Genomic DNA, 21,590 nt, shown 5'->3' with positions numbered 1-21,590 from the left:
CTAATGCTGTTCACTTAAGCGGAGCAGCCTTACGGTCCACTGGAAACCGGGTCTTTGAAATCTTCACCGTCCTTGGCCTCGAAGGCCTGGGGCGGTGATCCAGAAACAGCCCGGCAACGCCTTTTCTTAGTTCTGCTAACCGTCTACCCGTCGCCGAAACGGGATTGGCCGCAGCCATCACGATCAACTGCACGGCGATGTACTGGCAAGCCGGCTTGAATCGGATGTCCGACGGCGCTCGGCCAAACGCCACTGCTGCCTGACTCGCCTCCCGGCGAATCACGTTGTAAGCCAGCAACAGCCCCCATACTTCCTGGTAGATCAGGTCGACTTTTTTGCTGCGCAAGGTCACTGCGTTCTGCTGCATTGAGCTTTTGATATCCCTGAAGCCCAATTCGATTTCCCAGCGTTCTTGATACAACGTGGCAACGGCCTTTGTGCTGTAGGTCTTGGCCGGCAACGATGTCATGACTGTTTTTACTTTGCCTTGAATTTCATAACTGACTTCACGCGCCTCCCAGTGTGTAGGAAGAGTCGGATTTCGCTTTCTGGCTTGCGGCGACACTTTCATACGCACCAAACGATCGTTGTGGTTGTAACGGGCTACCTCCTCGCAAACCAATCCCTTTTTTGCCGGAATCAGCCAGTGGCGGTGATTGCCGTCGCCGCTCAGGCTGAGCATGAGATCGGCGCTCCAGAATCCCTTATCGAACAGCGTCACGGAGTGGTCGGGAATCTTCTGCAAAAACTCATCGGCCAGACGCATTTCGCTGCGTCGGTAAGGGCTAAGTTGTGCATCCAGGATCAGGTGCGAACGCACATTCATCAGCGCCACCAGGCGCAGCATGGGAAAGGGAGTCTGGCGGTCGGTCGAGGTGTTTCCAGAACCGAAATGGTCTCGCAACTCAGGTGTATCCGGCGTGCGCAGAAGCGCACCATCGACCGCAAATACTTGCAAGTCCTGCCAGGCATCATCGGGATAGCGCTGCGCGCCCCATTGAGTGCCAGTTTTGCGAAACAACCACTCAACCGGGTCGGCCCCAAGCCGCTTGCGGGCCTCGGTCACACCGCTACGGGCCAACAGATGGTCAGAAGCCAGACCTTGGGCGCAGATGTTCAAACGCCGGGCGACTTCATGAACAGGTTCGTCGCGAAACAATGCCATTCCGAGCACCAGCCAGAGCACTTGCTCGGCAGGCAAGCGACGCCGCCGGATAGTGGCCTGGCTGGACAAATCCAGCGCAGACGCGACCCACTCGATGGGAATATTTTGAGTGAAAGTGCTCAAGTCACAGAAGTTGAAAAGGTCGCCGAGGTCGAGCAAGTCCTGTTGAACAGACATAAAAAATCCGATGCCAGAGGTCTGGCATCGGATTTTCTAGGAAGCCCGGCTTTGACTCAAATGCTTAAGTGAACAGCATTACGACCATTGAGTCGGGCTTTTTTGTGTCTGCAGTTTAAGGCTCAACGCTAACCCATGTGGGAGCGAGCCTGCTCGCTCCCACTGGTTTTTTATTTCAGGTGCTCTTTGAGTTCTTGCGAAGCCTGCAACATCGCCGAACGCACCGCTGGCACCTGACTGACCACGTTAAGCAAGCCGTAGTCGTGGATCATGCCGTTGTAACGAACCGAGGTCACCGGCACGCCGGCTTCGTCGAGTTTGTGCGCATAGGCTTCGCCTTCATCGCGCAGTACATCGGCGCTGGCGGTCTGCACCAGGGCGGGTGGCAGGCCCTTGAGTTGCGCAGTGGTGGCCCGCAGCGGCGAGGCGTAGATCTCGTTACGTTGATTCGCGTCGGTGGTGTAGTTGTCCCAGAACCACTTCATCATGTTTTTGCTGAGGAAGTGCCCCTCGGCGAACTGGTTGTACGAGCCCGTCTCGAAGTTGGCGTCGGTCACCGGCCACAGCAGCACCTGGAACTTGATCGCCGGTGTGCCCTTGTCTTTGGCCATCAGTGCGACCACGGCCGCCATGTTGCCGCCGACGCTATTGCCGGCCACGGCCAGGCGTTTGCCGTCGACATGGATCTCTTTACCGTGCTCGGCCACCCACTGGGTTGCGGCGTAAGCCTGGTTGATCGCCACCGGATAATGCGCTTCCGGTGACGGGGTGTAGTTGACGAACACCGCCGCCGCACCCGAACCGACAACCAGGTCACGCACCAGTCGTTCGTGGGTCGGGAAGTCACCCAGTACCCAGCCACCACCGTGGAAGAACATGAACACCGGCAGCTCGCCCTTGACCCCGGCCGGCCGGACGATGGTCAGGCTCAGCGGCTGGCCGTCGACCTGAATCGTCTTCTGGCTGACATCGGCTTTTGGCAGCGTCAGCTTCACCCCGGCCTGCGCACCCACCAATACGGCACGCGCTTCGGCAGGTGTCAGTTGCTCGATCGGTTTGCCGGTGCCGGCATTGAGCACATCGAGGAATGCCTGGGTGTTGTGTTCAACGTCGCCGGCAAATGCGCTCTGGATGGACAGGGCGAGAAGGGTACCGGTCAAGACTTTGCTGAAAGTGTTCATGTTCATTTCCTGTTCGGGCCTGGGCAATCAGCGGTTAGACGGTGACGTGCAGACGCACATCAACGTTGCCTCGGGTGGCGTTGGAGTACGGGCAGACTTGGTGGGCCGCGTCGACCAGGGATTGCGCGTCGGCTTGTTCAAGGCCCGGCAGGCTGATGTACAGGTCGATGTCCAGACCGAAGCCACCGGGGATCTGACCGATACCGACGTGGGCGGTGATCGATGCGTCGTTCGGGATGCTGCGTTTGGTCTGGCTGGCGACGAATTTCAGAGCGCCGATGAAGCAGGCGGAGTAGCCGGCTGCAAACAGTTGCTCAGGGTTGGTGGCTGCGCCGCCGGCACCGCCGAGTTCTTTCGGGGTGGCGAGTTTGACGTCGAGGATGTTGTCGCTGGAAACCGCACGACCGTCACGGCCACCGGTGGAAGTTGCGATTGCGGTGTAGAGAGTTTGCATGGTGAAAGCCTCGTTCGGGTTGGTTTGTTTGCGCTAAATATTTGCGCGCTAAGTAAGTGCGAAATGAATGTATCGCGCCAATATTTAGCGCGCAAGATAAATTTTTAAGAAAAATCTATTCAGAGATCGCGTCGATGCGACCGAATTGGCTGGAAGGCTTGATTTAGAGGCGCGGGAGGGGAAAGGCGGGGTCGCAAAAAAATTTATGCGGCCGGGATTTCAAATACGCAGGCGATTCTTGTGGGAGCGGGGCCTGCCGGCGATAGCGTCCTGTCAGTCGATATCAATGGCGCTGAGGTACCGCAAAGCCGGGCAAGCCCCGCTCCCACAGGATTCAGGTTTCCACAAACGGGTGATGCTGCTTTAAATCAGGCTTTCTTGCAGGTGATGACGCAGCGCTTGCAACTCCGCCTGCAGTTTTTGCAGGCGCTCCAGCGTCATGCCGCTTGCGCCGAGGATGCATTGTGGGATGTCACGGGCCTGGTCGCGCAAGGCGCGGCCCTTGGCGGTGAGTTCGACGATCACCACGCGCTCATCTTCACGGCTGCGGGTGCGACTGAGCAGGCCTTCAGTCTCCAGGCGTTTGAGCAGCGGCGTGAGCGAACCAGGATCGGTCAGCAAGCGTGCGCTGATTTCGCCTACGGTCAAACCGTCCTGTTCCCACAGCACCAACATCGCCAGGTACTGCGGATAGGTCAGGCCCAACGCCTGCAACAGAGGCTTGTAGACCTTGGTCATCATCAGCGAAGTGGAGTGAAGGGCGAAGCAGGCCTGATTGTCCAGCAGCAGGTCGTCGCAGGTATCCGGGGTGTCGCGCTCGGTGGTCATGTCAAAGCCTTGATCAGTGATCTTCAGAATCTAGCGGGCGAATCTTTAATGCGCCAGACAATTCTCGACTAGTGGCGGCCCAAGTGGGTTTGCAGCACCAGGTCCCACGGCGGTATCGGGCTGAAACGGCTTTTCAGGTATTCCAGCAGCAAGCGGCTGCGGGAATTGGGTTGTTGTTCCAGGCGCAAGGCATAGATTCCGGAGCTCTCGGGTTTCGGCAGACCGTTTTCGCAGAACAATGGCAACAGTTCGCCGCGCAGCAGGTATTCACTGGCCAGCCAGGTTGGCAAATGTGCGATACCCAATCCGGCCAGTGCGCCGCAGACCAGCGCCTCGGCATTGTTGGCGCTCATGCGCACCCGCGAAGGGCGGTGCAATTGCATTTGACCGTCTCGCTCGAATCGCCAGGCGAAGGGGGGAGCCAGGCCATCCCAATCGAGGCCGTCATGATCAATCAGCTGAGCCGGATCGGTGGGTACGCCCCGGCGCTGCAAATAGTCGGGACTGGCGCAGGCGATGCGCATCATGCTCGCCAGCGGCGTGGCCACCAGCCGGGTGTCGGCCATCAGCCCGGCGCGCAGTACCAGATCGACCTTGCCCAGGTTCAAGCCCTGCATGTCGACAAAACTGTCAATCAGATGCAGCTGCACATCGAGGCCGGGGTAAAGCATCAAGAAATCGGCGATCACCGGCGCCAGATGCCGACGACCGAACGCGGCCGGCGCATCGACCCGAATCAGACCTTCCGGCGCGCTGCTGAGGGACACGGCTTCCGCCCTGGCCAGGCGTAACTCAGCGACGATCCGCCGTGCGCGCTCTGCAAAGGCCAGCCCCGCCGGCGTGGCGCGCACCGCGTGGGTGCTGCGAATGAATAGCTGACTGCCGACGGCGCTTTCCAGGCTATCGATGCGCCGGGCCACCGCCGAAGGCGTCAGCGGATGACGGCGAGATGCTGCGGAAAAGCTGCCGGTTTCCAGCACGTCCAGGAACAGGCCCAGTTGATCGGTCAATTGATTGGGATTCATGCGTGGTCAATGCCTGTGCGAAATTGGCATAGCCATTGTGCGTTGCTGTGCGTTTCCGAGCCAGACCCAACTGCGTAGGATGAACCGCTTCACCTAAAGGGAAAAACTGCTGTGATTGAGTTTCTGATGTATCTGGTTTTCGGCGCAGCCCTGGGAACCCTTGGCGGGATTTTCGGCATCGGCGGAGGCTTGATTGCCATTCCCTTGCTGGGTGTGTTGTGCGGTCTGGATCAGCAGATTGCCCAAGGGACGGCGTTGGTCATGGTCGTGCCGAATGTGATGCTGGCACTGTGGCGTTACCACCAACGCAACCGCATTGAGTTGCGCCACGCGTTGCCGCTGGCTTCGATGGGGTTCTGTTTCGCCTGGATCGGTTCGATCTGGGCCGTGGGCATTGATGCGCAAACCATGCGGATCGGCTTTGTCGCGTTTCTGGTCGCCCTGTCGGCCTACAACCTGGTGCGCATGTTCACCGCCAGCGCGCCGGCCTCGGCGCAGATGAATTATTCATGGCCCTGGCTGGGTGTGCTCGGCGCGGCGTCCGGGACCATGGGCGGGTTGTTTGGCGTGGGCGGGGCGGTCGTGGCCACGCCGGTATTGACCAGTCTGTTCGGTACGACTCAAGTGGTGGCGCAGGGCTTGTCGCTGGCGCTGGCACTGCCCAGCACCGGCGTCACGCTGGTCACCTATGCCGTACACCATCAAGTGCACTGGATGATTGGCGTGCCACTGGCGATCGGTGGCCTGATGAGCATCAGTTGGGGGGTGAGGATCGCCCACGCCATGCCCGAGCGGTTGCTGCGCGGATTGTTCTGCGGCTTCCTGGTGTGCTGCGCGGTGATGCTCGCCTTTAAGGTTTGAAGCCTTCGACGATGTGGTCGGCCAGGCATTCGGTGATCGGTGACGGGTTGTGCAGGTTGCGCACCAGCATGATGCTGGCCTCGGGCAGGATCGGCAGGTCTTCGGCCTCACCGAGGATGCGCATGTCCGCCGTGATCAAGCTTTCCAGTTGCGCAGTCACTGCCAGGCCGGCGCTGACCACCGCCATGATCGCCGACAAGCTATCGCTGTTGTACGCCACGCGATAATCGCGGCCCATGGCATCGAGGGCATTGCAGGCCCACAGGCGGCAGAAGCAGTCACTGTTGAACATCGCCAGCGGCAACGGGGTTTGTTCGTGGGCACTGAAACACTGGGCTTCGGCCCAGACGAAGCGTTCCTTGCGCAGTAGCTGACCGATTTCACTACCCGGTTCGCGGGTCACGATAGACAAGTCGAGGTCCTGGCGCATCAGCAATTGCTTGGACGACTCGCAGTGCACTTCGATCTGGATCAGCGGATAGGACTGGGCAAACCGGCGCAGAATCCCCGGCAGAAAACGCATCACATAGTCGTCCGGTGTACCGATCCGTACGGTGCCGACCATGTGCGGTTCGCGCAAGGTGTTGAAGACTTCGCTGTGCAGCTTGAGGATGCGCCGGGCATACCCGAGCAATACCTGGCCTTCCGCCGTCAGCCGAACCTGCCGGCCGTCGCGCTGGAACAGCTGGCGCTGCAATACATCTTCTTCCAGCCGCTTCATCTGCATGCTCACGGCCGACTGGGTGCGGTTGACCAATTCTCCGGCACGGGTAAAGCCGCCCTGATCGGCGATGGCGACGAAGGTGCGCAGTACTTCGGTGTCGATACTCGGGTAGGCGGACATTCATCAATCTCCGAGATATGTGACATCAGAAACATTCGTTGGATTGATCTTAGTCCCGGCGCGAGACTGGAGCTATCCAAACGGAGGGCAACAAGATGAAAGGTCAACATGAATACCCAGCGGTAGAAAAACACTCGATCCACCTGGTATCCGATCTGCTGCACAAATTCAGTCGCTGGTACGAACTGCACAAGGAACGCGAACTGCTGGCGAGCCTGAGTGATGAAGCGCTGAAAGACATCGGCATGAGCCGTGCGGATGTCGAGTTCGAGTCGGTCAAGCCGTTCTGGAATGACCCGATGCATAAATGATGAGTGCCACGCTACACAAACCACTTACCGGTGAGGTAGGTTGCGAGCAGACAAGGAGATGCTCATGCCCGCAACGTTGTCCTTTACCCTCAAACAGGCTCGGCGTCTGGCGCTGGCCGCCCAAGGGTTCAACGGGCGTCAGCCGCCAGCGACGATCAAGCCGTTTCAGCTCAACCGCCTGATCGAACGACTGGGCATTCTGCAGATCGACTCGGTCAATGCCTTGGTGCGTTCGCACTACCTTCCGCTGTTTTCCCGCCTTGGACACTACTCTTGCGACGTGCTCGACCAGGCTGCCTGGAGTCAGGGCCGGCGTCGAACATTGTTCGAATACTGGGGCCACGAGGCCTCTTTACTGCCCCTGTCGATGTACCCGTTGATGCGCTGGCGCATGCAGCGTGCGAGTCGTGGCGAAGACATTTATCAACAGCTGGCGCGTTTTGGTCGTGAGCAGCAGGACGTTATTCGCCGGGTGCTGGCCTCCGTCGAGGCGCAGGGCGCTCTGGGGGCCGGCAGTCTGTCGACCCGCCAGGAGCGGGCGGGCCCATGGTGGGACTGGAGTGCGGAAAAGCATGCACTGGAATGGTTGTTCGCCACCGGTGAAGTGACCGTGGCCGGCCGGCGTGGGTTCGAACGGCTTTATGATTTGCCGGAGCGGGTGATCCCCTCGGCGATTCTTGCGCAGCCACGGGTTGATGAGGCACAAGCCCAGCGCGGATTGCTGTTGCATGCCATGACGGCGTTGGGCGTCGGCACGGAAAAGGATCTGCGCGACTACTTTCGCCTGAATCCCGCTGACAGCCGTCCACGTCTTGCGGAGTTGGTCGAGGCCGGTGAATTGCTCACCTGCGAAGTCCAGGGCTGGCGCCAGTTGGCCTATTGCCTGCCGGAGCCCAAGGTGCCGCGCAAGGTCGAGGCCAGTGCCTTGCTTTCACCTTTCGATTCACTGATCTGGGAACGCAGTCGCACCGAACGCCTGTTCGACTTTCGCTATCGGCTGGAGATCTATACGCCGCAGGACAAGCGGGTCTACGGCTATTACGTCTTGCCGTTCCTGCACAACGAGCGGATTGCCGCGCGGGTTGATCTGCGCGCCGAACGGGCGGTCGGTCGATTGGCAGTGCACGCGGTGCATGAGGAACAACCGGGGCTGGACGACGAAGGGATGCTGGCGTTGGCGGCTAATCTGCGACAGATGGCGGATTGGTTGGGGCTGGCGCAGGTTCAGTTGAATTGCCCGCGGGCGAGTGCGGACAGGTTGCGGGTGGCATTGGCGAGCATTTGCGGGGTTTGATCTGAGGGCATCGCTGGCAAGCCAGCTCCTACAGATGTTGCGTCGTGCACATTATTGCCCAACGACGTAATTCCTGTGGGAGCTGGCTTGCCAGCGATGGGGGGCGATGCGAGTTAGCGCCGAACCTGCTTCAACGTCTCGGCAATCAAAAACGCCAATTCCAGCGACTGATCGGCATTCATCCGCGGGTCGCAATGGGTGTGGTATCGATCCGACAACCCATCTTCGGTAATCGGCCGCGCGCCGCCTATGCATTCAGTGACGTTCTGCCCGGTCATCTCGATGTGGATGCCGCCGGCGTAGCTGCCCTCGGCTTCGTGAACCTGGAAGAACTGCTTCACCTCGCCAAGAATCTGCGCGAAGTCACGGGTCTTGTAGCCGCTGCTGGCCTTGATGGTGTTGCCGTGCATCGGGTCGCAACTCCACAGCACTTGCTTGCCTTCACGCTGTACGGCGCGGATGAGCTGCGGCAAGTGATCGCCGACCTTGTTCGCGCCCATGCGCGCGATCAGGTTCAGGCGGCCTGGATCATTGTCCGGGTTGAGCACGTCGATCAGGCGAATCAGGTCTTCAGGGTTCATGCTCGGGCCGACCTTGACCCCGATCGGGTTGTTCACCCCGCGCAGGAACTCGACATGGGCACCGTCGAGCTGACGGGTGCGATCGCCGATCCACAGCATGTGCGCCGAGCAGTCGTAGTAGTCGTTGGTCAGGCTGTCGCGACGAACGAAGGCTTCTTCGTAGTTCAGCAGCAGCGCTTCGTGCGCGGTAAAGAAACTGGTCTCGCGCAGTTGCGGCGAACTGTCCATGCCGCAGGCGCGCATGAAGGCCAGGGTTTCATCGATGCGGTCGGCCAGGTGGCTGTATTTTTCCGCCAGGGCCGAGTTGGCGATGAAGTCCAGGTTCCACTTGTGTACCTGATGCAGATCGGCAAACCCGCCCTGGGCGAAGGCGCGCAGCAGGTTCAGGGTGGCGGTGGACTGGTGGTAGGACTGCAGCAGGCGCTCCGGGTCCGGTACGCGGCTTTTTTCATCGAAACCGATGCCGTTGACGATGTCGCCACGGTAGGCGGGCAGGGTCACGCCATCGATGGTTTCGTCGTTGGCCGAGCGCGGCTTGGCGAATTGCCCGGCCATGCGCCCGACTTTGACCACCGGGCAGCCGGCGGCAAAGGTCATGACAATCGCCATTTGCAGCAGCACCTTGAAGGTGTCGCGGATTTTCGCGGCGGAGAACTCGGCGAAGCTTTCGGCGCAGTCGCCGCCCTGCAACAGAAACGCCCGGCCCTGGGTCACTTCGGCAAACTGACGGCGCAACTCCCGGGCTTCACCGGCAAACACCAGCGGCGGGTAGCTGGCCAGTGTTTGCTCGACTTGCAGCAAATGCGCCGCGTCGGGGTATTGGGGTTGTTGCTGGATCGGCAGGGCGCGCCAGCTGTCAGGGCTCCAGGGTTGGCTCATCGCAGTCTCTAATGTTTTACGCTCGGACAGCTATGTTATCAGCAATTAGTGCGTGACCTGTTCCCGTCGCTTCGCGGACAATCGCGCCTTTGCCGCAGCCTGTTCGCGGTGTTATTGCGTTGCCGGGTCCGGTGACGATCAGGAGACGAAATGACTGAGGAGCGCGTCGAGCATCTGCTCGCCGAGGTGCAGGACGAATTTGGCGTGATTCGCGTGCTGGAAGTGGCCGATTACCGCTTTCTCGAATTCGGTGATGCCATCGAACAAAGCTGCGTCTTCACGGCCGATCCGAGCTGGCTCGAGTACGACTACACCAGGGCGATGCTGATTGGTGCGCTGTGCCACGAGCAGCCGGAAAGTGCATTGTTTCTGGGCCTCGGTGCCGGGACGCTGACCCAGGCGTGCCTCAAGTTCCTGCCGCTGGAGGATGTCGAAGCCATCGAGCTGCGCCCTGACGTGCCGCGCCTGGCCATCGAATACCTTGGGCTGGATGACGATCCGCGTCTGTACATTCGCGTGGGTGATGCGCTGGACCTGCTCGACACCGCGGAGCCGGCGGACCTGATTTTTGTCGACCTGTATACCGATGTCGGTCCCGGAGTCGGGCACCTGGCCTGGTCGTTCCTGGAAAACTGCCAGAAACGCCTGAATCCGGGCGGCTGGCTGGTGATCAATCAATGGGCTACCGATGATGGCAAGCCATTGGGTGCCGCGTTGCTGCGCGGGCTCTACCACCGGCATTACTGGGAATTGCCGGTGAAGGAGGGCAATGTGATCCTGATCGTGCCTTCGGAGCTGGATCAGCAACTGGACATGGACGGCCTGATCGCTCGGGCCGAAGGGCTGGCGCCACGGTTGGGGTATTCGTTGCAGTCGTTGATCAAGGCAATTCGGCCGGCGAGCTGATTTGTTGCTCGACCGGACCTCATCGTGGGCTTGCCTGCGATGAGGCCATGGAGGCCAACACACATTTCACATGCCTTTGAAGACTCCGGGCCGCCGCTCCACCAGCGACCGCACACCCTCCCGGGCATCCTCGCTGCTCATCAGCTTCTTCACCAGCGCCGGCAACCCTTGCGCGGCCACCGTTTCCCCTTCATAACGCGCCTGCCGGGCCGACATCAACGTCGCCTGAACCCCGAGTGGCGCCTGCCGGGCAATTCGCTCGGCCAGCTCGATTGCCCGTGGCAGCAAATCCTCGCTGGCCATGACTTCCTGCACCAGCCCCAGATGCAAGGCATCATGGGCATCGAACTCATCCCCGGTCAGCATCCAGCGCATCGCGTTGCCCCAGCCGGCGACTTGATGCAGGCGCAGGGTGGCGCCCCCGAAGGGGAAAATGCCGCGCTGCACTTCCATTTGCGCAAAACGGGTATTGCTGGCGCACAGGTTGATATCGGCGGCCAGCATCAACTCGATGCCGATCGTCAGGCAGTAGCCCTGCGCGGCGACAATCACCGGTTTGTTGACCCTCGGACCGGCGAACACGCCCCATGGATCACAGCCGCCGGGCGGTGCCTGCCAGCCTTCCGTCAACGTGGCGCTGGCATTGACCAGGTCCAGTCCGGCGGTGAAATGCTCGCCATGACCGAAGACCACCGCCACCCGCGCTTCGCTGTCAGCCTCGAACTCGCCGTACGCCAGGCTCAATTCGTTGAGCAGGTCGAGATCGAAGGCGTTGCGTTTGGCGACCCGATCCAGGCCGATCATCAGGACATGACCACGTTTTTCGCGGCTCACGCGGCTGGTGTTGAGCTCTTTCATGGTGCATTTCCTCGGGCGGGAAGGGCAGTCAGACCGACGGTCTGCCTGTTCAAGATGAACCGTTTTAGCGCCATCGCCCGCGGGGCCGGGCCTTTGAAAAATAGACGCTCGCATGATTATCCGCAAAGCCTGTGACAGAACGCCGTACGCAGGAGTTTTGCGATAAAAAAAGCTCCCTTTTTCAGCAAATTCCGGTATAGTGCGCGCCGGCCTTTAGCCGGGCCGCGTTTAGGTAGAGCAATTCCCCGAAGTCAGCTTCGGCTGCACGTCCGCATCGCGGACTCTTCCTTGACGATTCTTTTCATTCATTCGTTTTCGCAAATCCCCGCCGACAAAGCTGCCAGGGCGACTCTTGAGTCTCAACACGGCATGCGCAGCTTTGGAGCATGGGTCTTTGCGGATGCACTTAGAGGCAGACCCATGACCCAGGAAATCGGCGGCTTCGCCGCTCTTGAACTTCATCCCAATATTGTCGCTGCAGTAGTCGCTACCGGCTATGAAGAGCCTTCGGCCATTCAGCAGCAGTCGATCCCGATCATCCTCGCCGGTCACGATATGATTGGTCAGGCGCAAACCGGTACCGGTAAAACCGCTGCCTTTGCCCTGCCTATCCTGCACCGCATTGATCCGTCCAAGCGCGAGCCGCAAGCTCTGATCCTGGCCCCAACTCGTGAGTTGGCGCTACAAGTTGCAACCGCTTTCGAAACCTACGCCAAGCAAATGCCGGGCGTGACTGTTGTGGCTGTCTACGGCGGCGCGCCGATGGGCCCACAATTGAAAGCAATCCGTAATGGCGCACAGATCGTTGTCGCCACTCCGGGCCGTCTGTGCGACCACCTGCGTCGCGACGAAAAAGTACTGGCCACCGTGAACCACCTGGTTCTCGACGAAGCCGACGAAATGCTCAAACTGGGCTTCATGGACGACCTGGAAGTTATCTTCAAGGCCATGCCGGAAACCCGTCAGACCGTATTGTTCTCGGCCACCTTGCCACAATCGATCCGTGCCATCGCTGAGCGCCACCTGCGCGATCCGAAGCACGTGAAGATCCAGAGCAAGACCCAGACCGTTACCGCGATCGAACAGGCTCACCTGTTGGTTCACGCTGACCAGAAGACCTCGGCTGTATTGAGCCTGCTGGAAGTGGAAGATTTCGACGCGCTGATCATGTTCGTGCGTACCAAGCAAGCGACCCTGGACCTGGCCAGCGCCCTGGAAGCCAAAGGCTACAAAGCCGCTGCGCTGAACGGTGACATTGCCCAGAACCAGCGTGAGCGCGTGATCGACTCCCTCAAGGATGGCCGTCTGGACATCGTTGTGGCGACCGACGTTGCTGCTCGTGGCCTGGACGTTCCGCGCATCACTCACGTATTCAACGTTGACATGCCGTACGATCCAGAGTCCTACGTTCACCGTATCGGCCGTACCGGCCGTGCCGGTCGCGAAGGTCGTGCACTGTTGCTGGTGACTCCACGTGAGCGCCGCATGCTCCAGGTCATCGAGCGTGTCACCGGTCAGAAAGTTGCTGAAGTTCGCCTGCCGGACGCTCAAGCCGTTCTGGATGCGCGCATCAAGAAACTGACCAACAGCCTGTCGCCGCTGGTGGCTGAAGCTGAATCGACCCATGGTGAACTGCTGGATCGCCTGACTGCCGATATCGGTTGCAGCCCGCGTGCCCTGGCCGCAGCCCTGCTGCGCAAGGCTACCAACGGTCAAGCGCTGAACCTGGCCGCTATCGAGAAAGAGCGTCCACTGGTGCCGAACAACGCACCGCGTGGCGATCGTCCAGAGCGTTCCGGTGATCGTCCTGAGCGTGGTGACCGCGAGCGTCGCGCACCAATGCCTCTGGCCGAAGGTCGTGCTCGTTGCCGTACCGCGCTGGGCGCGCGTGATGGCATCGCTGCCAAGAACCTGCTGGGCGCCATCCTCAATGAAGGTGGCCTGGCTCGTGAAGCCATCGGTCGCATCCAGGTGCGTGACAGCTTCAGCCTCGTTGAGCTGCCGGAAGATGGTCTGGAGCGTCTGCTGACCAAGCTGAAGGACACTCGCGTTGCCGGTAAGCAGTTGAAGCTGCGTCGCTACCGCGAAGATTGATCCGCTTTCGGGCTGATTGATCTCACATAAAAAATCCCCGACTGGTTCGGGGATTTTTTTTGTCCGGATGGCGGGGCGGCTTGGTGTGCCGGTCAGCCGAAACGATAGATGTCCATGCCCAGTGCCCCCATAGTGAATCCTTGGTGGGCGATGCTGAAATCCCCCCCGGCCGCGCGGGCAAAGTACAGCGGCAGCAGGTGTTCATCGCTGGGATGATTGCGCACGGCATTGGGTGCCAGTTGGCGATAATCGTTCAGGGCCGCTTCGTCGTTGGCCGCAAGCTTCTCGACCATCCAGTCCCGGAACGCCTGTGCCCACGGCTCCACGCTCTCAGGGCCGGCATGCCAATCCAGTTCCCGCAGGTTATGGGTGATGCTGCCGGAGCCGATCAGCAGTACGCCGTGCTGGCGCAGGCTGTTCAGCGCCTGTCCGACGTGGGCCTGCAGGGCAGGACCGCCACGGGTTGGCAGTGAAACCTGAACAATCGGGATGTCCGCCTGCGGATACATCAGTGACAACGGAACCCAGACACCATGATCGAAAGGTCGGTTGGAATCGATGCGGGCGGGAAGATTACTGGCCTTCAACAGTTCGACGACCTCGGCTGCCAGCTGTGGATCGCCGGGTGCCGGGTACTCGACTTCAAACAAGGCTTTAGGGAAACCGCCGAAATCATGCCAGGTATCAGGTCGTGGATTGCCGCTGACCAACAGTTCATTGCTTTCCCAGTGCGCGGAAACAATCACGATGGCTTTGGGTTTCGGCAACTCGGCCGCCAGGCGAGCCAGGGCAGGCCCGCTGGCGCCGGGTTCCAGGGCAAGCATCGGGGAACCATGGGATATGTACAGGCTGGGGAACATGAACGAGCTCCGGAGAGTTAAGATGGCACCATCTTCAGTCAGATCATTGATCTAAATCTAATATAAGTTTTAGGGTGTTTTGATCGAATTTTTGGGGTTACCTATGCAGCCGGAGTTTTGGCACAAGAAGTGGGCGTCGAATCAGATCGGCTTTCACTTGCCGCAAGTGAATCCTTATCTTCAACGGTTCTGGCCAGCGTTGGGCCTGGAAGAGGGCAGTCGCGTTCTGGTGCCCTTGTGTGGGAAGAGTCTGGATGTGTTGTGGCTCGCTCATCAGGGGCACGAGGTTCTGGGCGTCGAACTATCGGAAAAAGCCATCGAGGACTTTTTCAGCGAGCATCACTTTGACCCCGCGGTGAGCGAGCAGGGGCCGTTCAAGGTTTATCGCGCAGGCTCCATCGAGCTTTGGTGCGGTGACTTCTTCGAGCTGACAGCTGGCGATGTGGCTGATTGCTCTGCGCTTTATGACCGGGCCGCATTGATTGCGCTACCGCCATCAATGCGCGAGCAATATGCCACGCATTTGAAGCGGATCCTGCCCAAGGATTGCCATGGGCTTTTGATCACCCTCGATTATGACCAGGCTCAAATGGACGGCCCACCGTTTGCCGTGCTGGATGACGAAGTGCAGCGATTGTTTGGCCAGGCATGGTCGCTAAAAATCCTGGAAGATCAGGATGTGCTGAGCGAGAGCGGGAAATTTCTGGAGGCGGGGGTTACCCGGCTTGAGGAGCGGGTGTATAGGGTGTCCACCCGGTAATCCGAAGAACTAAAAAAAGGCCTGCATCACTGCGGGCCTTCTTGTTTGCCACGGAGTCGCTTAGCCCCGGCGACGAGCCAGAGCATCGATGCGCTCTTCCAGCGGCGGGTGGCTCATGAACATGCGGGCGAAGCCCTGTTTGATGCCACCGTTGATGCCGAAAGCGTTCAGGGTGTCCGGCATGTGCACTGGCAGCCCCTGTTCCGCACGCAAGCGTTGCAGGGCGCCGATCATCGCAGCCGTACCGGCAAGTTGTGCACCGGCTTCGTCGGCGCGGAACTCGCGTTTGCGCGAGAACCACATGACGATGGCGCTGGCGAGGATACCCAGCACCAGTTCGGCGAAGATGGTCGCCACGTAGTAGGCGATGCCTTGACCTTCTTCGTTTTTGAAGATCACCTTGTCGACGAAGTTACCGATGATCCGTGCGAAGAACATTACGAAGGTGTTCACCACGCCCTGGATCAGTGCCAGCGTGACCATGTCGCCATTGGCCACGTGGCCGATTTCGTGGGCCAGTACGGCTTTCACTTCATCGGGCGAGAATCGTTCGAGCAAACCCTGGCTGACTGCGACCAGAGCGTCGTTCTTGTTCCAGCCGGTGGCGAAGGCGTTCGCTTCGTAGGCTGGGAAAATCCCGACTTCGGGCATCTTGATCCCGGCTTCGCGGGACAATTGCTCGACCGTTTGCAGTAGCCATTGCTCGTGACGGGTGCGTGGCTGGGTAATGATCTGGGTGCTGGTGCTCATCTTCGCCATCCACTTGGAGATGAACAGCGAGAACAGGGAACCGGCGAAACCAAAGACCGCACAGAAAATCAGCAGCTGATTGAGGTTGAGATCAACCCCGTTGGCCGCCATGAACCCGTTGAAGCCGAAAAGGCTCAGGGTGATGCTGGCAATCAGCACGACCGCCAGGTTAGTGGCCAAAAACAGCAGGATGCGCATCATGGTTGTAGATATCTCCTTTTGCTAAAGATGTAGCGTACTGCGGGGTATATAAGGTGCTGCACCGGGGTATTCAACCAAGTGACTATTTCAAACTGTGTCTTACGGCAACAGCTTAGCTGCTTGAAGGGCATTTCCGAGGTTTCGGCAGGAAGAGTTTGTAGGCCATTGGACGCCCCGAGCCCCGTCGCCGCTAGTCGTAGGCCGGCAAGTGGGTACAGGTGTGGAGTTGAGGCGTCGGTGAGCCGCAAGACGCAAACATATGTTGCTGAATGAATCACCGTGCGACCCGTCAGGGCGTCGCACGGTGAAAATCCGCTTATTGGCGATAGGACTTCAGGAAGTTGCCAATGCGCCCGATGGCCATGTCCAGATCATCCACGCGCGGCAGGGTGACTACGCGGAAATGGTCCGGCCATGGCCAGTTGAAGGCCGTGCCTTGCACCACCAGCAGCTTCTCGGAGAGCAGCAGGTCGAGGACGAATTTCTCGTCGTTGTGAATCGGGCAGACTTTCGGATCGATACGCGGGAACGCATACAGCGCGCCCATCGGCTTGACGCAGCTCACGCCCGGAATGTCGTTGAGCAGTTCCCAGGTGCGATTGCGCTGCTCCAACAGGCGTCCTGGCGGCAACACCAGATCGTTGATGCTCTGATATCCCCCCAGTGCGGTCTGGATCGCATGCTGGCTCGGCACGTTGGCGCACAGGCGCATGTTGGCCAGCATATCGATGCCTTCGATGTAGCTCTGGGCATGGTGTTTGGGGCCGGATATGGCGATCCAGCCGGAACGGAAGCCGGCCACCCGATAGGACTTGGACAGACCGTTGAAGGTCAGGCACAGCAAGTCTGGTGCCAGGGATGCCGTGCAGATGTGCACGGCGTCGTCGTACAGGATCTTGTCGTAGATCTCGTCGGAGAACACCACCAGATTATGCTGGCGGGCCAGTTCCAGCATGCCCAGCAGCACTTCTTTCGAATACACCGCACCGGTGGGGTTGTTCGGGTTGATGATCACCAGCGCCTTGGTATTCGGGGTGATCTTGGCCTTGATATCGGCCAGGTCCGGCCACCAGTTGGCCTGCTCGTCGCACAGATAGTGCACCGGGCTTCCGCCCGACAGGCTGACCGCGGCGGTCCACAGCGGGTAGTCCGGCGCCGGGACCAGCACTTCGTCACCATTGTTGAGCAGGGCCTGCATCGACATCACGATCAGTTCGGAAACGCCGTTGCCCAGGTAGATGTCTTCAATGCCGACACCTTCCACCTGCTTCTGTTGGTAGTACTGCATGACGGCCTTGCGTGCGCTGAACAGGCCTTTGGAGTCGCTGTAACCCTGGGCGGTGGGCAGGTTGCGGATGACGTCCTGGAGGATTTCGTCCGGCGCTTCGAAACCAAAGGGCGCCGGGTTGCCGATGTTCAGCTTGAGGATGCGATGGCCTTCCTCTTCCAGGCGTTTGGCGTGCTTGAGCACTGGGCCGCGAATGTCGTAGCAGACGTTGGCGAGCTTGTTCGATTTGCTGACCTGCATGGCGATGTGTTCCCGAAAATGAACGATCCAGGCGGCGAATGACCAACCGTACTGGGAATCCTGCGTAATCACAGGTCCGAAGCCTTGAGAGGCAGCACCCATAAATCCGTTTGAATGCGCGTGGTCTGGCTGCCAGACTGGCGTTTGACGAGGCGCAATCATACGTGCCGCCCGATCCGTGGAAAAGATACAGATCGGGCTTTTTCAGCTGCTGAGGTGTGACGATGGAAAAGTTGGAAAAAACCCTGGAAGAATGGAAAGCCATGCTCGATCCGGAGCAGTACAACGTATGCCGGCTCAAGGGCACCGAGCGCCCGTTCTCCGGCAAGTACAACGACACCAAAACCGACGGTGTCTACCACTGCATCTGCTGCAACGAGCCGCTGTTCGACTCCAGGACCAAGTTTGACTCCGGTTGCGGCTGGCCAAGTTTCTACGAACCGATCGCCGACAGCGCCATGATCGAGATTCGCGATGTCAGCCACGGCATGATCCGCACTGAAGTGGTCTGCGCCAAATGCGATGCGCACCTGGGACACGTATTTCCAGATGGCCCGCCACCGACCGGCCTGCGTTACTGCATCAATTCGGTGTGCCTGGACCTCGTCCCTCGAGACTGATCCGGGGTGTAGGGATGCCCTGCAGGTGCTGACAAGCCAGCGCCTGCAGGTTCGGGTTCCACCGAATGAGCAGAGTCGATTGATTAATTAAATTGCACGCAATTCAATTGCTCGTTACTTTATGGTTACTTCCCTTCAATCGGTACCTCAAACATGAGCGATAACCTGCTGAGCATCCCTTGCACCACCATCAAGGGCGAGCAAAAGACCCTGGCGGATTTCGCCGGTAAAGCCGTGCTGGTGGTCAATACCGCGAGCAAGTGCGGTTTCACGCCTCAATACAAAGGCCTTGAGGAGCTGTGGCAGACCTACAAGGATCAAGGCCTGGTCGTGCTGGGCTTTCCCTGCAACCAATTTGGCAAACAGGAGCCGGGCAGCGAAGGAGCGATCAGCGAGTTCTGCGAGCTCAACTACGGTGTGAGTTTCCCGCTGTTCAAGAAAATCGACGTCAACGGCGCCGGCGCTCACCCACTGTTCGTCCAGTTGAAAAAGCGCGCGCCGGGCGTGCTCGGCTCCCAGGGCATCAAGTGGAATTTCACCAAATTCCTGATCGGCAAGGACGGCCAGTTGGTCAAGCGTTTCGCCCCGGCGACCAAGCCGCAGGACCTGAGCCGCGAGATTGAAGCCTTGCTCAAATGAACAGCTTGTCAGTCGATTCGCTGAATCTCGACAACCAGCTCTGCTTCAAGCTATACGCCGCTTCCCGTGCTGTGATTCGTGCTTACAAGCCGATGCTCGATCAGTTGGGTCTGACTTATCCGCAATACCTGGTCATGCTGGTGTTGTGGGAGTGGCAGGAAAAAGCACCCGAACAGCCGACGGTCAAGGCGCTGGGCGAACGCCTGGCCCTGGATTCGGGCACGCTGACTCCACTGCTCAAGCGTCTGGAGCAGTTGCAACTTGTGCAGCGTCAACGCTCGGCGCGGGATGAGCGTGAGGTGCACCTGAGCCTGTCGCCAATCGGTCTGGCGCTGCGCGATCGGGTCGGGCCACTGAAGGCTCGCCTGCTTTGCGACAGCGGTGTGGATCTGGATCGATTGAATCAGCTGCGCGATGGCCTCGACCATCTGTTGGGGCAAATCAAGACTCTGTCGTAAGGGGGATCCACACGTCGAGCAGGGCAGCCAGTTCTTCACGGCTGAAGGGTTTGGCCAGGTAGTCGCTCATACCGGCAGCACGACATCGTTCGCGTTCCTCGGACATGGCGTTGGCGGTCAGGGCGACGATGGGAAGTTGTGGCCAGCGTCCGCTGCGGCGGATTTGCCGGCTGGCTTCATAGCCATCCATCACCGGCATGTTGCAGTCCATCAGCACCAGATCGAATTCCTTGTACTCCAGCTGATCCAGCGCCTCGGCACCGTGCGCAGCGACGGTGACATCGCAGCCGAGTTTCCCGAGCATGCCCTTGGCCACCAGTTGGTTGACCGGGTTGTCCTCAACCAGCAGCACCCGTCCGCGTCGTTGCGGTGAATGGGTGTCGATAGGGGGGGCATTGACGATGCTGGTATCCGGTTGAAGGATTCGCCGTAAGGTCTGGTGCAGTGCGTTGCGTGCCAAGGGGCGTGCCTGTTGTTGCAGGGGGGCGAGGGCGCTGACCTGGTCGCTGGGCATGAAACTGCCGTAAGCGGTCACCAGCAAAATTGGCGCGGTGAAAGTGGGACGCAGGTTGAACAGGCATTCGGGGCAATCGGTAATCAGCACGTCGGGCGCCAATCCGGTCAAAGGGGCATCGATGGCGCACTGATGATATTCAAGCCCCCATCCTGGCAACAAGCTGCCGAGCAATTCCGCCAAACCGCTGCTGGCCGCAGTGATTGCAACCACTCTGCCTTGCAGCGCCGGGATGGCGAGTGCCCGGGTGTGACGGGGGAGTGGCAATTCTGCGCAGAACTGGCTGCCGAAACCCGCTTCCGAACTGATGGTGAGGCGGCCCTGCATGGCTTCGCAGAGGTTGTAGGTCAGGGCCAGCCCCAGCCCGGTGCCGCCAAATTGCCGGGTGATGCCGGCACCGGCTTGAGTGAAGGGCTGGAAAATCTTGACCTGTGCGTCCTGCGGGATACCGATGCCCGTATCGCAGACCTCGATTCTGACGCCGTCGTCAAAGGTAGACAGACGCACATCGACCCGACCGAACCGGGTGAATTTGAGTGCATTGGACAGCAGGTTGCTGACGATTTGCCGGACCCGGGTCGGATCGCCGAGCACCAGCGCCGGAAACTGCGGTTCGATCAGGCAGGTCAGTTCGACACTCGGCGCGGCGTTCTGCGACAGCAGGTTGGCGGTGTCTTCGATCAGCGAGGCGAGGTCGAACGGGATGTGTTCGAGTTCCAACTGACCGGCATCGAACTTCGACAGATCAAGGATATCGTTGAGCAACTCCACCAGAACCTTGCCCGAGTCATGGGCAATGGACAGTTGTTGCTGCTGCTCGGGATTCAGCGGGCCGTCGAGGGACAGCGCGATCATTCCCAGCAGGCCATTGAGGGGCGTGCGAATTTCATGACTCATGTTGGCCAGGAACGCCGAGCGTGCTTCAGCCATGTCCAGGGCAGTGCTGCGAGCGGTCTCCAGTTCCTGGTTGGACTGGCTGAGCCGCGCATTGATCGCCTTGAGTTCCGCCGTGCGGGCCGAGACGATGTTTTCCAATTGACCGAGATAGTCGGTCAGGCGGTTTTCGGCGTTGCGCCGCTGCTGGATTTCGGTGGCGACATTTTCAAACTGCTGGTTGGCCACTTTCACCAGTACGCCGATTTCATCGTCGGCGTGCCCCGCCGGACATTCCAGTGACGTCGGCTCCATACTGCGCGAATCGCGGCCACTGAGTTCGTGGATCAGGCGCACCAATGGTTTGGTCAGCATCACGTAGAACAGCGCCAGCAGGATGCCCGACAGGATCAGACTACGGGCGAAGCCATTAAGCAGGGTCACCTCGGCCCGACGCAGGAAACGGTAGCCGAAGGAGTAAGTGTCGACGTCCAGTTGCAGCGTGCCCAGGGATTCGTTCGGCAAGTGATCCAGATACAAGCGGTCTTCGAACTGGCGATCGGCACCAAACAGGAAGTCGCTGAGCACCCGATAGCCGCTTTGCAGGCCCGGGCGTTTGACGTTGGCCAGCACGTTGCCGTTGTTGTCCGTCAGTTTCGCGCCAATGATCGCGGGTGAGCGCAGCAGGCCCAGTGTCAGTTCCTGAGCCAGTTCGGCATCAATGTTATAGGCGATGCGGGACGCGGGGTTGTGGCTGATTTCCAGTAAAGACTGTATTTCGCGGTTGATGGAAGCGTCTTCACTGGCATAATCGATGCCTATTTGCAGCAGGCTGAGCAGCATGCCCAGAATGAACCCGACCAGCACGGTAAGCCGCGCTTGTTTGTAAGACAGTCGGTTGGTGAATTTAATGTCCATGGGGTGTTGAA

General features: G+C 59.6%; 20 protein-coding genes and 1 pseudogene. 9 read left to right on the top strand and 12 right to left on the bottom strand.

Going from position 1 to position 21,590, the window contains the following annotated elements; all coding sequences use genetic code 11:
* Nucleotides 1-10 precede the first annotated feature (10 nt).
* The 5 genes from ACX3YF_RS29540 to ACX3YF_RS29520 all read right to left on the bottom strand — a co-directional run bounded on the left by ACX3YF_RS29540 (nucleotide 11) and on the right by ACX3YF_RS29520 (nucleotide 4,830).
* Nucleotides 11-1,342, bottom strand: coding sequence for an IS4 family transposase (locus ACX3YF_RS29540; protein WP_458974744.1), 1,332 nt, complete (start codon nucleotides 1,340-1,342; stop codon nucleotides 11-13).
* A 170-nt stretch (nucleotides 1,343-1,512) separates the two neighbouring features.
* The gene (locus ACX3YF_RS29535) at nucleotides 1,513-2,523 is read right to left on the bottom strand and encodes an alpha/beta hydrolase (RefSeq protein WP_458974743.1); all 1,011 of its coding nucleotides are present in this window, start codon (nucleotides 2,521-2,523) and stop codon (nucleotides 1,513-1,515) included.
* 34 nt (nucleotides 2,524-2,557) lie between these two features.
* Nucleotides 2,558-2,977 (bottom strand): organic hydroperoxide resistance protein, encoded by a 420-nt coding sequence (locus tag ACX3YF_RS29530; protein ID WP_458974742.1) that lies wholly within the window; start codon nucleotides 2,975-2,977, stop codon nucleotides 2,558-2,560.
* Between the two features lie 363 nt (nucleotides 2,978-3,340).
* A complete protein-coding gene (locus ACX3YF_RS29525) occupies nucleotides 3,341-3,805 on the bottom strand; it encodes a MarR family winged helix-turn-helix transcriptional regulator (protein WP_458974741.1) in 465 nt (154 codons plus the stop codon).
* A gap of 68 nt (nucleotides 3,806-3,873) precedes the next feature.
* Nucleotides 3,874-4,830 carry a LysR family transcriptional regulator gene (locus ACX3YF_RS29520; RefSeq protein WP_130211505.1) on the bottom strand — a complete coding sequence of 319 codons (957 nt, stop codon included), beginning with the start codon at nucleotides 4,828-4,830 and terminating at the stop codon, nucleotides 3,874-3,876.
* Between the two features lie 111 nt (nucleotides 4,831-4,941).
* Between ACX3YF_RS29520 and ACX3YF_RS29515 the strand changes: the two genes are divergently transcribed.
* A complete protein-coding gene (locus ACX3YF_RS29515) occupies nucleotides 4,942-5,691 on the top strand; it encodes a sulfite exporter TauE/SafE family protein (RefSeq protein WP_458974740.1) in 750 nt (249 codons plus the stop codon).
* Here ACX3YF_RS29515 and ACX3YF_RS29510 read toward each other — a convergent pair.
* The gene (locus ACX3YF_RS29510; protein WP_454837931.1) at nucleotides 5,681-6,535 is read right to left on the bottom strand and encodes a LysR substrate-binding domain-containing protein; all 855 of its coding nucleotides are present in this window, start codon (nucleotides 6,533-6,535) and stop codon (nucleotides 5,681-5,683) included. The genes ACX3YF_RS29515 and ACX3YF_RS29510 overlap by 11 nt on opposite strands.
* Before the next feature lie 95 nt (nucleotides 6,536-6,630).
* Between ACX3YF_RS29510 and ACX3YF_RS29505 the strand changes: the two genes are divergently transcribed.
* Both ACX3YF_RS29505 and ACX3YF_RS29500 read left to right on the top strand, forming a co-directional pair.
* On the top strand, nucleotides 6,631-6,846 hold the full coding sequence (locus ACX3YF_RS29505; RefSeq protein ID WP_090318083.1) for a DUF1127 domain-containing protein: 216 nt from the start codon (nucleotides 6,631-6,633) through the stop codon (nucleotides 6,844-6,846).
* Between the two features lie 64 nt (nucleotides 6,847-6,910).
* Nucleotides 6,911-8,140 (top strand): winged helix-turn-helix domain-containing protein, encoded by a 1,230-nt coding sequence (locus ACX3YF_RS29500; RefSeq protein ID WP_458974739.1) that lies wholly within the window; start codon nucleotides 6,911-6,913, stop codon nucleotides 8,138-8,140.
* A gap of 113 nt (nucleotides 8,141-8,253) precedes the next feature.
* Here the strand turns inward: ACX3YF_RS29500 and ACX3YF_RS29495 are convergent, their stop codons facing one another.
* Entirely contained in the window at nucleotides 8,254-9,600 is a 1,347-nt protein-coding gene (locus ACX3YF_RS29495) for a class II 3-deoxy-7-phosphoheptulonate synthase (protein ID WP_090318089.1), read from the bottom strand.
* A gap of 150 nt (nucleotides 9,601-9,750) precedes the next feature.
* On the opposite strand from ACX3YF_RS29495, the gene ACX3YF_RS29490 reads away from it, so the two are divergent.
* Nucleotides 9,751-10,506 (top strand): spermidine synthase, encoded by a 756-nt coding sequence (locus tag ACX3YF_RS29490; RefSeq protein ID WP_288097981.1) that lies wholly within the window; start codon nucleotides 9,751-9,753, stop codon nucleotides 10,504-10,506.
* Between the two features lie 66 nt (nucleotides 10,507-10,572).
* Here ACX3YF_RS29490 and ACX3YF_RS29485 read toward each other — a convergent pair whose 3' ends face one another.
* A complete protein-coding gene (locus ACX3YF_RS29485; RefSeq protein WP_130211510.1) occupies nucleotides 10,573-11,364 on the bottom strand; it encodes a crotonase/enoyl-CoA hydratase family protein in 792 nt (263 codons plus the stop codon).
* Nucleotides 11,365-11,750: 386 nt separating this feature from the next.
* Between ACX3YF_RS29485 and ACX3YF_RS29480 the strand changes: the two are divergent.
* Nucleotides 11,751-13,458 (top strand): annotated as a pseudogene (locus ACX3YF_RS29480) (DEAD/DEAH box helicase).
* A 92-nt stretch (nucleotides 13,459-13,550) separates the two neighbouring features.
* Here ACX3YF_RS29480 and ACX3YF_RS29475 read toward each other — a convergent pair.
* Nucleotides 13,551-14,318, bottom strand: a complete 768-nt coding sequence (locus ACX3YF_RS29475) for a DODA-type extradiol aromatic ring-opening family dioxygenase (RefSeq protein WP_130211512.1) — start codon at nucleotides 14,316-14,318, stop codon at nucleotides 13,551-13,553.
* 103 nt (nucleotides 14,319-14,421) lie between these two features.
* On the opposite strand from ACX3YF_RS29475, the gene ACX3YF_RS29470 reads away from it, so the two are divergent.
* Entirely contained in the window at nucleotides 14,422-15,078 is a 657-nt protein-coding gene (locus ACX3YF_RS29470) for a thiopurine S-methyltransferase (protein ID WP_090468085.1), read from the top strand.
* 60 nt (nucleotides 15,079-15,138) lie between these two features.
* On the opposite strand, the gene htpX is transcribed toward ACX3YF_RS29470, so the two are convergent.
* Both htpX and ACX3YF_RS29460 read right to left on the bottom strand, forming a co-directional pair.
* On the bottom strand, nucleotides 15,139-16,029 hold the full coding sequence (gene htpX / locus ACX3YF_RS29465; RefSeq protein WP_047527200.1) for a protease HtpX: 891 nt from the start codon (nucleotides 16,027-16,029) through the stop codon (nucleotides 15,139-15,141).
* A gap of 316 nt (nucleotides 16,030-16,345) precedes the next feature.
* Complete coding sequence (locus tag ACX3YF_RS29460; protein ID WP_047538412.1) at nucleotides 16,346-17,557, bottom strand: pyridoxal phosphate-dependent aminotransferase; 1,212 nt, start codon at nucleotides 17,555-17,557, stop codon at nucleotides 16,346-16,348.
* Nucleotides 17,558-17,781: 224 nt separating this feature from the next.
* Here ACX3YF_RS29460 and msrB point away from each other — a divergent pair, with 224 nt between their 5' ends.
* The 3 genes from msrB (at nucleotide 17,782) to ACX3YF_RS29445 (ending at nucleotide 19,274) form a co-directional block, all read left to right on the top strand.
* Nucleotides 17,782-18,177 (top strand): peptide-methionine (R)-S-oxide reductase MsrB, encoded by a 396-nt coding sequence (gene msrB, locus ACX3YF_RS29455; protein ID WP_130211405.1) that lies wholly within the window; start codon nucleotides 17,782-17,784, stop codon nucleotides 18,175-18,177.
* A gap of 153 nt (nucleotides 18,178-18,330) precedes the next feature.
* Nucleotides 18,331-18,816 (top strand): glutathione peroxidase, encoded by a 486-nt coding sequence (locus ACX3YF_RS29450; RefSeq protein ID WP_103405332.1) that lies wholly within the window; start codon nucleotides 18,331-18,333, stop codon nucleotides 18,814-18,816.
* Nucleotides 18,813-19,274 carry a MarR family winged helix-turn-helix transcriptional regulator gene (locus ACX3YF_RS29445; protein ID WP_448646118.1) on the top strand — a complete coding sequence of 154 codons (462 nt, stop codon included), beginning with the start codon at nucleotides 18,813-18,815 and terminating at the stop codon, nucleotides 19,272-19,274. Before ACX3YF_RS29450 ends, ACX3YF_RS29445 begins: the two co-directional genes overlap by 4 nt.
* On the opposite strand, the gene ACX3YF_RS29440 is transcribed toward ACX3YF_RS29445, so the two are convergent.
* Nucleotides 19,258-21,579 carry a hybrid sensor histidine kinase/response regulator gene (locus ACX3YF_RS29440; protein WP_275424146.1) on the bottom strand — a complete coding sequence of 774 codons (2,322 nt, stop codon included), beginning with the start codon at nucleotides 21,577-21,579 and terminating at the stop codon, nucleotides 19,258-19,260. The two genes, ACX3YF_RS29445 and ACX3YF_RS29440, sit on opposite strands and share 17 nt — an antisense overlap.
* Between the last annotated feature and the right edge of the window lie 11 nt (nucleotides 21,580-21,590).

Source organism: Pseudomonas fluorescens group sp. PF-69, from assembly GCF_054481235.1.
This window is presented reverse-complemented; position numbering and strand designations above follow the sequence as displayed.

Excerpts from the sequence above, each read along its gene's own strand:
- ACX3YF_RS29540 (WP_458974744.1), bottom strand. The coding sequence starts at position 1,342 with ATGTCTGTTCAACAGGACTTGCTCGACCTCGGCGACCTTTTCAACTTC.
- ACX3YF_RS29535 (WP_458974743.1), bottom strand. The coding sequence starts at position 2,523 with ATGAACACTTTCAGCAAAGTCTTGACCGGTACCCTTCTCGCCCTGTCC.
- ACX3YF_RS29530 (WP_458974742.1), bottom strand. The coding sequence starts at position 2,977 with ATGCAAACTCTCTACACCGCAATCGCAACTTCCACCGGTGGCCGTGAC.
- ACX3YF_RS29525 (WP_458974741.1), bottom strand. The coding sequence starts at position 3,805 with ATGACCACCGAGCGCGACACCCCGGATACCTGCGACGACCTGCTGCTG.
- ACX3YF_RS29520 (WP_130211505.1), bottom strand. The coding sequence starts at position 4,830 with ATGAATCCCAATCAATTGACCGATCAACTGGGCCTGTTCCTGGACGTG.
- ACX3YF_RS29510 (WP_454837931.1), bottom strand. The coding sequence starts at position 6,535 with ATGTCCGCCTACCCGAGTATCGACACCGAAGTACTGCGCACCTTCGTC.
- ACX3YF_RS29505 (WP_090318083.1), top strand. The coding sequence starts at position 6,631 with ATGAAAGGTCAACATGAATACCCAGCGGTAGAAAAACACTCGATCCAC.
- ACX3YF_RS29500 (WP_458974739.1), top strand. The coding sequence starts at position 6,911 with ATGCCCGCAACGTTGTCCTTTACCCTCAAACAGGCTCGGCGTCTGGCG.
- ACX3YF_RS29495 (WP_090318089.1), bottom strand. The coding sequence starts at position 9,600 with ATGAGCCAACCCTGGAGCCCTGACAGCTGGCGCGCCCTGCCGATCCAG.
- ACX3YF_RS29490 (WP_288097981.1), top strand. The coding sequence starts at position 9,751 with ATGACTGAGGAGCGCGTCGAGCATCTGCTCGCCGAGGTGCAGGACGAA.
- ACX3YF_RS29485 (WP_130211510.1), bottom strand. The coding sequence starts at position 11,364 with ATGAAAGAGCTCAACACCAGCCGCGTGAGCCGCGAAAAACGTGGTCAT.
- ACX3YF_RS29475 (WP_130211512.1), bottom strand. The coding sequence starts at position 14,318 with ATGTTCCCCAGCCTGTACATATCCCATGGTTCCCCGATGCTTGCCCTG.
- ACX3YF_RS29470 (WP_090468085.1), top strand. The coding sequence starts at position 14,422 with ATGCAGCCGGAGTTTTGGCACAAGAAGTGGGCGTCGAATCAGATCGGC.
- htpX (WP_047527200.1), bottom strand. The coding sequence starts at position 16,029 with ATGATGCGCATCCTGCTGTTTTTGGCCACTAACCTGGCGGTCGTGCTG.
- ACX3YF_RS29460 (WP_047538412.1), bottom strand. The coding sequence starts at position 17,557 with ATGCAGGTCAGCAAATCGAACAAGCTCGCCAACGTCTGCTACGACATT.
- msrB (WP_130211405.1), top strand. The coding sequence starts at position 17,782 with ATGGAAAAGTTGGAAAAAACCCTGGAAGAATGGAAAGCCATGCTCGAT.
- ACX3YF_RS29450 (WP_103405332.1), top strand. The coding sequence starts at position 18,331 with ATGAGCGATAACCTGCTGAGCATCCCTTGCACCACCATCAAGGGCGAG.
- ACX3YF_RS29445 (WP_448646118.1), top strand. The coding sequence starts at position 18,813 with ATGAACAGCTTGTCAGTCGATTCGCTGAATCTCGACAACCAGCTCTGC.
- ACX3YF_RS29440 (WP_275424146.1), bottom strand. The coding sequence starts at position 21,579 with ATGGACATTAAATTCACCAACCGACTGTCTTACAAACAAGCGCGGCTT.